This is a genomic window from Paenibacillus kobensis NBRC 15729 (assembly GCF_004000825.1).
Taxonomy (GTDB): domain Bacteria; phylum Bacillota; class Bacilli; order Paenibacillales; family Paenibacillaceae; genus Paenibacillus_T; species Paenibacillus_T kobensis.
Genome location: NZ_BILZ01000109.1, coordinates 1 through 8,329, shown reverse-complemented (window position 1 = coordinate 8,329; position 8,329 = coordinate 1). Strand labels below are relative to the sequence as shown.

Annotated in this window: 11 protein-coding genes; 7 read left to right on the top strand and 4 right to left on the bottom strand. The window is 55.0% G+C overall.

What is annotated here, in order from left to right; translation table 11 throughout:
• Together PKO01S_RS27990 and PKO01S_RS27985 are read left to right on the top strand one after the other, a co-directional pair.
• The coding region (locus PKO01S_RS27990) for an O-antigen ligase family protein (protein WP_164779821.1) at positions 1 to 523 on the top strand (523 nt) is incomplete at its 5' end.
• A 116-nt stretch (positions 524 to 639) separates the two neighbouring features.
• On the top strand, positions 640 to 984 hold the full coding sequence (locus PKO01S_RS27985) for a hypothetical protein (protein WP_127534726.1): 345 nt from the start codon (positions 640 to 642) through the stop codon (positions 982 to 984).
• 135 nt (positions 985 to 1,119) lie between these two features.
• Here the strand turns inward: PKO01S_RS27985 and PKO01S_RS27980 are convergent, their stop codons facing one another.
• Both PKO01S_RS27980 and PKO01S_RS27975 read right to left on the bottom strand, forming a co-directional pair.
• Positions 1,120 to 1,431, bottom strand: a complete 312-nt coding sequence (locus tag PKO01S_RS27980; protein WP_127534725.1) for a dehydrogenase — start codon at positions 1,429 to 1,431, stop codon at positions 1,120 to 1,122.
• An 83-nt stretch (positions 1,432 to 1,514) separates the two neighbouring features.
• Positions 1,515 to 1,961 (bottom strand): cupredoxin domain-containing protein, encoded by a 447-nt coding sequence (locus PKO01S_RS27975; RefSeq protein ID WP_127534724.1) that lies wholly within the window; start codon positions 1,959 to 1,961, stop codon positions 1,515 to 1,517.
• A 147-nt stretch (positions 1,962 to 2,108) separates the two neighbouring features.
• On the opposite strand from PKO01S_RS27975, the gene PKO01S_RS27970 reads away from it, so the two are divergent.
• From PKO01S_RS27970 to PKO01S_RS27955, 4 genes are all read left to right on the top strand, one after another.
• Positions 2,109 to 2,717: a DedA family protein gene (locus PKO01S_RS27970; protein ID WP_127534723.1), complete on the top strand. Its 609-nt coding sequence runs from the start codon at positions 2,109 to 2,111 to the stop codon at positions 2,715 to 2,717.
• A gap of 697 nt (positions 2,718 to 3,414) precedes the next feature.
• Complete coding sequence (locus PKO01S_RS27965; protein ID WP_127534722.1) at positions 3,415 to 3,981, top strand: thioredoxin family protein; 567 nt, start codon at positions 3,415 to 3,417, stop codon at positions 3,979 to 3,981.
• Positions 3,982 to 3,984: 3 nt separating this feature from the next.
• The gene (locus PKO01S_RS27960) at positions 3,985 to 4,626 is read left to right on the top strand and encodes an MBL fold metallo-hydrolase (RefSeq protein ID WP_127534721.1); all 642 of its coding nucleotides are present in this window, start codon (positions 3,985 to 3,987) and stop codon (positions 4,624 to 4,626) included.
• Positions 4,627 to 4,716: 90 nt separating this feature from the next.
• A complete protein-coding gene (locus tag PKO01S_RS27955) occupies positions 4,717 to 6,972 on the top strand; it encodes a Tex family protein (RefSeq protein ID WP_407669724.1) in 2,256 nt (751 codons plus the stop codon).
• A 114-nt stretch (positions 6,973 to 7,086) separates the two neighbouring features.
• Here PKO01S_RS27955 and cmpA read toward each other — a convergent pair whose 3' ends face one another.
• Complete coding sequence (gene cmpA, locus PKO01S_RS27950) at positions 7,087 to 7,233, bottom strand: cortex morphogenetic protein CmpA (protein WP_127534719.1); 147 nt, start codon at positions 7,231 to 7,233, stop codon at positions 7,087 to 7,089.
• A gap of 98 nt (positions 7,234 to 7,331) precedes the next feature.
• Positions 7,332 to 7,685: a hydrolase/acyltransferase gene (locus PKO01S_RS27945; RefSeq protein ID WP_127534718.1), complete on the bottom strand. Its 354-nt coding sequence runs from the start codon at positions 7,683 to 7,685 to the stop codon at positions 7,332 to 7,334.
• Positions 7,686 to 7,821: 136 nt separating this feature from the next.
• On the opposite strand from PKO01S_RS27945, the gene PKO01S_RS27940 reads away from it, so the two are divergent.
• Positions 7,822 to 8,286: a SprT family protein gene (locus tag PKO01S_RS27940; RefSeq protein WP_127534717.1), complete on the top strand. Its 465-nt coding sequence runs from the start codon at positions 7,822 to 7,824 to the stop codon at positions 8,284 to 8,286.
• Positions 8,287 to 8,329 lie beyond the last annotated feature (43 nt).

Below are 8,329 nucleotides of genomic sequence, written 5' to 3'. Positions count from 1 at the left end.
GCTGCTGCGCCGCGGGCATTGCCGCGTGCGCACGCTAGGCGCTGCGGCTGCGCTGCTCGCGCTAGGCGCTGCGGCGCTTGCCGCGCTGCTGCCGCAAGCGCTGCTCACGCGAGGCGGCCACTACGAGACGGCCGCCTCGCGGGCGTCCATGTACGCCCAGGCGCTCCGCCTATGGCGGGAAGCGCCGCTATTCGGCCATGGCGGCGATGCATGGCGGCGCCTTGCCGGTGAACAGCTTGGCGTACGCGAAGTGCACAGCGGCTACTTGGACGTGCTGCTCGACTCGGGGCTTGTCGGGTTGGTCCTTGTACTCACGATCGGAGCTTGCCTTCTCGTCATCGTCTGGAGGAATGCAAGCAGCCGGATTGCAGCCGCCCCTATTGCCGTACTGGCCCTCCATGCGGCAATCGACTTTGATATGAGCTATGGCTGCTGGTGGCTCATGCTGTTCGCTCTTGCTTCATATGGTTCGGCAAGCGCAGCTGGCGGACACCCGCACCATCTGCCCCTCCTTGAACGTTAACGGGATCGAGCAAACGCCTGTATTGTGCACCTTGATTGCCAAATGTCCATTCACAACCCTCTTCTCCTGCATAAGCTGTCTCATGAAGCAGGACAGGAGAGGAGGGGATAATCACGATGAAATTCGTACATCCTCCGTTTCTTTTACCGAATGGGACCGTTGTACGCACGAAACGTCTTTCAACAAGCTCGAGCTCGACTCCGATATTCAGCCGGCTTACGGTCGTATGGGTACAGGGAAGCGGCGTTCCGTTCACGACGACTAATTTCTTCGCGCAGCTTATCCGTAATGGAAGAGTCGTATCGCAGGCGGTATTCGATCCGTTCGGCGTCGTGCGGTTCGGTAATATTACAACCCTGACGCAGGTCAGCTACCAGCTGCGCACGTTCAATCCGGCCGGCATATTGCAGCGGGTTAGGACGATTCCCGCGGGCGTAGAAACTTTTGCCATTATCGGCTGAGGCGGCTAATCAGTATTTTCGTTTTCTTTATAGGCATAACAAAAAAGTCTGCCCGGCGTCAGGATGGCTGCCCAGGCAGACTTTGTTTTGGAACGAATACGTGTATCCTTGTACATAAGGGCGCGACAGCCCGCATCACCCTCCGAACGCATGACGAAAGGCAGCGCACAACGCGGCACGGTCGACTTCCCACAATTCAGCGATTTCGGCGCTGACGTTCTCTTCCCACCAATCGGACAGCACTTTGCGGTTGCTCTGATGCTCGACGATCCAAGGGAGATTAAGCGCAACCTTTTTAAAATAAATGTTCTCGGCTTCCTCGCGTTTATTCTCCGGAATCCAGGTGCCCAGTCTCTTGACGGTACGGTACAGCTCGTTGCTGCACGCCCGTTTAATTTTTCTTGCCGTCGGATAATTGCTCGAATGTTTCTCGTTCGTAGGCTTCAAGCGACCCGCCTCCTTCTAAGGCTATCGTATGCGCCGGACTGAAGGGCGGACACTTGCCTTGCGAGGAACGCGTCTAAACCATGTTAATGAACGAAAATATAACCAACCATCGGGCCCCCGCTGCGCATATCGGCATGGGTCAAGCACCGGATTGCGTACGTCCCGGCTTCCTTAGGCGTGAACCGGACGACCGTCGTTTTGCCTTTAAGCACTTCGCCTTTGATGCCTAGCCCTTCGATCTCGAACGGATGGCGGTCGCCGCTAATGCCGGTAATCTGAAGCTCAACGGGCGTCCCTTTCGTCACATAGATAGAACCGGGGCTCCATTGATAAGCTTCTAACATTTTGCCGGCGCGGTCGGTCGTTTCGAATTCGCCGGTCACGAATTGGAACACTTGTGTTTCCGTGACCGGGGCGGAAGCAGGTTTGTCGCTGTTCAGGCGCCAAACTGCGGCCATGAGCAACAGCATGACAAGAAAGGCAGCGGCTAGCTGGAGATACCGCTTGGGTACGACAACGAATTTAGTCATGGAACTTAACCCCCGTTTCAACGTATCCATTCTAGGCTAGTCTATGCAGGGGAGTGTCCGGACATGCCGGGTTCTAGCAACCCGGGACCGGTATATGCTAGAATACGAAGCAAAAGACATGCCTAAGGAGAGGCGGAAGGAGAAACCATGCACATATTGTCGGATGTCGTGTCCACAATGCTGGAATGGATGAAGGACTTGGGGTATTTCGGCATTTTGTTCGGAATGATGGTTGAAGTGATTCCAAGCGAGGTCGTGCTTTCGTACGCAGGCTATCTGGTATCGGCCAAAGAGATCACATTCGTCGGTGCCGTTATATTCGGAACGATCGGAGCCGTGCTGCAGAACTGGATTTTATATGCGATCGGCCGTTTCGGAGGCCGTCCCTTCCTCGAGAAGTACGGCAAATATTTGAAGTTGAAGAAGAAGCATATCGATATCGCCGAAGGCTGGTTTACCAAATACGGCGCAGGCATTGTGTTCACCGCACGGTTCGTACCGATTATGCGTCAGGTCATTTCGATTCCGGCCGGCATGGCGCGCATGTCGTTCGGCCTGTTCACGCTGCTGACGGCGCTGGCATCGCTGCCTTGGTCGCTATTGTTCGTCTACCTCGGCTGGAAGCTCGGCGACCAGTGGGAAACGATCGATGAGGAAGCGGGCAAATATATTCACGAGGCCATTCTTGTGGCGCTTGGCCTGCTGATCGTCTATGTCGTATACAAAATCGTTCGTTCACGCCGTAAAGCATCCTAATCCAATAGTCGGACATTGTCCAGGCAACTCCTGCCGGGCGGTGTCCGCTTTTTTTATGTCTGCGTCGCTGTAAAAAATTAATATAATAGTTCAAAAATTATATATTCGTATGATTCGTGTAGTTTCTTGCTGCCGGTGGATGTTAGCATCTAGAGGAGGAGGTAGCGAGATGAAGATCATAAAGATTGCACGGCCTTTCTTGTTGATAATCATGATTTTGATATGTTTTACTTCCACAGTAGCGAGAAGAGAAGTTATGGCGATTGAGGGAGCAGGTTGTTCCTGTAAACCTAGTATTAATAATTTGGAATCGGCGGCAACCGTATTGAGTGCTGTCGTTAAAGAAATAAGATATGACACGAGTATACATAGGTATGAGATCAGGTTGGCTGCTTCGCATATGTGGAGGGGAGAGACGACGATAACGCGCGTCGTTACGTGGGGCAGTTGTCCCTACCTTTTTGAGAAGGGGCGCGAGTACATCTTCTTTCTTTTCGATGAAACAATGATTAGTTCATGCAGCTCGATTTACCCTACCGATAAGGCTCCTCCGCATGTCTGGGAAGCATTAGATAAAGTGAAGCTGCAATCGAACAACATTTGATTCTGGCTTTTGCCTGAATCTGCCGTCATCTGCTACAATAGGAAATGAGAAAGACGACTATTTATCTCGGGAATGAAAGCGAGGTTTGCTATTATGGCTCAGAACGTAGCAGCAAAGCTGAACAAAGGGATTTCGCCGCAGCAATTTATGGACGGCATGGATAAGAACAAAGCGGAGTTCAAGTCATGGTACGACCGCTTCGAATGGGCGAATGAGGACGATCAGGAGTTTTTTGAATCGATGAACAACCGCGACGACATCCGCTGCCTCATTCTGATGGCTGAATGGTGCGGCGACGTTGTGCGTAACGTGCCGGTCGTATTCCAAGCACTGTCGATCAGCGGCATTCCAACGGAAGTACTTGTGATCGAGCAGCATCTGGAAACGATGGACGAGTTTCTGACGATGGGCGGACGCGCGATTCCGATCGTTATTTTCGCCGATACAGGCGGCCATGTGCTCGGTCAATGGGGACCGCGTCCGAAGCATGTGCAAGAAGCGATGATCGCCTTCAAGCTAGCGAATCCGGATCGCGAAGCGGCGGATTATCAAGAGAAATTGGCGGCAACGCGCCAAGAGATGGGACGCCGTTACGGCGAAGGCACGGATTACCAATCCGTCATCGTCACCGAATTGCGCGACCTGCTCTCCTCGTTCTAAGCGATGGGCAAGCTGAATATCGAGACGTTCCAGCTCGGACCGATTCAGACGAACTGCTACCTGCTGACCGATGAAAGCGGCGAACGCGGCATCATCATCGATCCGGGCATGAATCCGAAGCGGCTGCTGGAGCGCATACAGAACATTCATATCGAAGCGATTATACTTACGCATGCGCATTTCGACCATATGGGCGGTGTCGATGAAGTGCGGAAGGCCAAGGGCTGCCCGGTCTATCTTCACGACTTGGAAGCCGATTGGCTGACGAATGCCCAGCTTAACGGCTCCGGCCGCTGGTCGGATGTGACGCCGCCGCTGACGACCGATCCGGCTGAATATGCGCTGGACGAAGGCCAGACGCTGGAGTTGATCGGCCACCGGTTCTCCGTCATGCATACGCCGGGCCATTCGCCGGGCAGCGTCAGCCTGCTGTGCGGCAGCGATCTGTTCAGCGGCGACGTGCTGTTCCGGTCGTCGGTCGGTCGGACGGACTTGCCAGGCGGACGGGAGCGGGATCTGTACGATTCGATCCGGCTGAAGCTGTTCAAGCTGGCGGACGACGTTGTCGTCTATTCCGGCCATGGTCCGAAGACGACGATTGGCTTCGAGAAAGCGAACAACCCTTACGTCGGATTGCAGCGTTAATGGAATTGGATAGATCCGGCGGGACGCCCGGGCGTCGATGAGACGGCCGGGCATTTCTATGCGGGAACAGCTATTTTCAATAGGAAGGTGTTGGCGGACTTGGCAGTCAATAATCAAAGCGAGACGGCGGACATCAACGAAACGAAGCAGACGGAAGCGCAGGCAGCCGCGGAGAATGAACGCATCGTGAAGGAAATCGCAGCCGAACTGTCGATTCCGCTGTCGAAGGTGAAGTCGGCCGTTTCGCTGTTGGATGAAGGCAATACGATACCGTTCATCGCGCGTTACCGCAAAGAGATGACAGGAGAGCTCGATGAGAACGCGCTACGCGATATCGAAGAGAAGCTTCAGTATAGACGCAACCTTGAAGAGCGCAAACGCGAAGTGATTCGGCTCATCGAGGAGCAGGGCAAGCTGACCAGCGAACTGCGGGCCAGCATTGAGTCGGCGGCCAAGCTTCAGGAAGTCGAGGATTTGTACCGTCCTTACCGGCAAAAGCGCAAGACGAGAGCAAGCGTTGCCAAAGAACGGGGGCTGGAGCCGCTCGCCGATTGGATCTGGTCGCAGCCGAAGCAAGGCGATCCTCTCGCGGAGGCCGCGCGTTATATCGATGCAGGCAAAGGTGTTGAGTCGGCGGAGGCTGCGCTTCAAGGCGCGATGGACATCATTGCGGAGAATATCGCGGACGATGCAGCGATTCGGGCTTGGGTGCGCAGGTATACGCAGGAGCAAGGCGTACTGAAGACGGAAGCCAAGGATCCGAAAGCGGAAACGGTGTACGAAATGTATTATGCGTACCAAGAGCCGGTCAAGCGTCTGCCTCCGCACCGGGTTCTTGCGATCAACCGGGGAGAGCGGGAGGAAGTGCTCCGCGTATCGATGGATATCGCTGCTGACCGGGTGCACGATTGGATCGGCCGCCGAATCATCCGCAAGTTTACGGCGCCGTCTATTCAGGCCGTACTCGAATCGATTATTGAGGATGCGTACAAAAGGTTGATTGCGCCGTCGATCGAACGGGAGGTTCGCGGCGAGATGACCGAGAAGGCCGAAGAGCATGCGATCTCGATTTTCTCGGTCAACCTGCGCAATCTGCTGCTGTCCCCGCCGGTTCGCGGACAAGTCGTGCTCGGCGTCGATCCGGCCTACCGTACCGGCTGCAAGCTTGCCGTCGTCGACGACATCGGCAAGCTGTTGGAAGTCGCGGTGACGTATCCGACCCCTCCGAATAATAAGGTGGCGGATGCGGAGCGGATCGTGAACGGCATGATCGATAAATATGGCGTAAGCCTGATCGTAATCGGCAACGGTACCGCATCTCGCGAGACGGAGCAGTTCATCGCAGACTTGATCGGCAAGAGAGTCAAGTCTGGCGCAGCAGGTGCTGCCGATTTGAAATATATGATCGTCAGCGAGGCAGGCGCATCCGTTTATTCTGCCTCCAAGCTGGCAGCAGAGGAATTCCCGTCGCTAGACGTATCCGAACGGAGCGCCGTATCGATTGCGCGCCGTCTGCAGGACCCGCTGGCGGAGCTTGTGAAGATTGAGCCGAAGGCAATTGGCGTCGGCCAATACCAGCATGACGTCGGCCAGAAACGGCTGGAGGAAAGCCTTGGCGGCGTCGTTGAATCAGCCGTTAACCATGTCGGCGTAGACGTGAATACGGCGTCTCCTTCGTTGTTGTCGTACGTTGCGGGCGTCAACGCGACAATTGCCCGCAATATCGTCAAATACCGCGACGAGAACGGCAAGTTCGGCGAGCGCAAGGAGCTTCAGAAGGTGCCGCGCCTAGGGGCGAAATCGTATGAGCAGTGCATCGGGTTCCTTCGCATACCAGAAGGTGCCAACCCGCTCGATCGTACGCCGATTCACCCCGAATCGTACGGCGTCGTGGACAAGCTGTTCCGGGAGCTTGGGCTGAAGCTGGCGGACGTCGGTTCCGAGCAGGTTCGCACGAGGCTTGGCGAAGCTGATCCGGTACAGCTTGCATCAACGCTGGGCGTCGGCGTACCGACGCTGCGCGACATTATCGACAGCTTGCAGCGGCCGGGACGCGATCCGCGCGAGGAGCTGCCGCCGCCGGTGTTCCGGACGGACGTGCTGCAGATCGAAGACTTGAAGCCGGGGATGGAGCTTCAAGGCACCGTGCGCAACGTCATCGACTTTGGCGCATTCGTCGATATCGGCATTAAGAACGACGGGCTCGTTCACATCTCGCGTCTGAGCAAGAAATTCGTTAAGCATCCGACCGACGTGGTCTCTGTAGGCGACGCTGTCACCGTATGGGTGCTTGAGGCGGACGTGAAGAAGGGGCGCGTCAGCTTGACGATGGTACAGCCTGACTAACGGCATGCGCCTTCCCTATAGGTTCCTGCAACGGACAAAAGCCTTTCCCGGCACGCAAGCCGGGAAAGGCTTTTTAGTTTAAGCCGCGATCAAGGCGAGCATGGCGGACATGCTTTAGTTGATCGTGACGGTCTCCTCATTCTGTTCATTCGGACGCTGCTTCGCGCGGTAGAAAAACCAGCAATCGTTCAGCAGACGGATTTGCCGGACATCCTTCTTCTGGTAGGCGCGCATCAATTGGTTGCACAGCCACTGCGGCATATGCGTCGTCCTCCTCCCGGACCGTACTGTATGAATAGCATATGGGCACGGAAGGGAGGAAGTGCACGTCCGGTGAAGTCTGATTCGAGCAAATTCGATTATTGTTCGTATTCTTCCTCGTACCATTGCTCAAGCTGCGCTTGCAGCGCGCGGATCTCGGTCAACAGCGAGATAAGCGGGTACGATTTCTCTTGAATGGACGCGAAGTCCTGTTCCAGCTCGTTCAAATAATCGAGACCCGACACGATCCGCACGGAGGAAGCGTGAAGCTCGACATTATCACACTCCGCAATAGCGTGCGGAAGCGCAGGCACATTGTCGGCTGTCAATTTGTCGATTTCTTTATGCAGTCGCAGGTTAAGCGCGCTAAGCTGATAAGCGTGCGATTGCGGCATTTCGACGAATAAGATCCGGTCATTCTGTTGCATTAGGACATAACGCATCGTTGGCATAGCTGAATAATTCTCCCCTCATTAACGAAGCCCGCGGCTGGGCTCGAGGGCCAGCGCGCGAAGCGGCTTGTATAACTTCTACTTGAAGTGTATCGTACCGCACCTTTACAATTCAAGTAGGCGGAGGAGATTAACGATGAATGACGAAACGCTGCAAGCATGGGTGGAGCGGGTATCGATGGAAAGTTTCGGACTTGCGTTCAAGCACCGCGCGACGTTCAACGGCCGGCTGAAGGCGACGGGCGGACGCTATTTTACGAAATCACACAACATCGAGATCAGCCCGCATCAATTGGCTGCATTCGGCGCCGAAGAGACGGAGAAGATCATTAAGCACGAGCTGTGCCATTATCATCTGCATATTATGAAGCGCGGATACCGCCACCGGGACGAAGATTTTCGCAGATTGCTCAAGCAGGTCGGCGCGACCCGGTTCTGCAAGACGCTGCCGGAGCGCGAGGCAAGACAGCCGAGACCGTTCAAATATAAGCTTGTGTGCCGGGCTTGCGGCATGGAATATTTGCGCCGGCGGAAGCTGGATCCGGCACGATATGCATGCGGCAAATGCTCCGGAAAATTAATATTAAAAGTACTTGACTAGGTGCGTACAGGCATGATAAATTATTAATTGTCACTGTACGATA

What these genes read in the sequence shown, in the direction of transcription:
- PKO01S_RS27985 (WP_127534726.1), top strand. Translation starts at nt 640, where the DNA reads ATGAAATTCGTACATCCTCCGTTTCTTTTACCGAATGGGACCGTTGTA.
- PKO01S_RS27975 (WP_127534724.1), bottom strand. Translation starts at nt 1,961, where the DNA reads ATGACTAAATTCGTTGTCGTACCCAAGCGGTATCTCCAGCTAGCCGCT.
- PKO01S_RS27970 (WP_127534723.1), top strand. Translation starts at nt 2,109, where the DNA reads ATGCACATATTGTCGGATGTCGTGTCCACAATGCTGGAATGGATGAAG.
- PKO01S_RS27965 (WP_127534722.1), top strand. Translation starts at nt 3,415, where the DNA reads ATGGCTCAGAACGTAGCAGCAAAGCTGAACAAAGGGATTTCGCCGCAG.
- PKO01S_RS27960 (WP_127534721.1), top strand. Translation starts at nt 3,985, where the DNA reads ATGGGCAAGCTGAATATCGAGACGTTCCAGCTCGGACCGATTCAGACG.
- cmpA (WP_127534719.1), bottom strand. Translation starts at nt 7,233, where the DNA reads ATGCCGCAGTGGCTGTGCAACCAATTGATGCGCGCCTACCAGAAGAAG.
- PKO01S_RS27945 (WP_127534718.1), bottom strand. Translation starts at nt 7,685, where the DNA reads ATGCCAACGATGCGTTATGTCCTAATGCAACAGAATGACCGGATCTTA.
- PKO01S_RS27940 (WP_127534717.1), top strand. Translation starts at nt 7,822, where the DNA reads ATGAATGACGAAACGCTGCAAGCATGGGTGGAGCGGGTATCGATGGAA.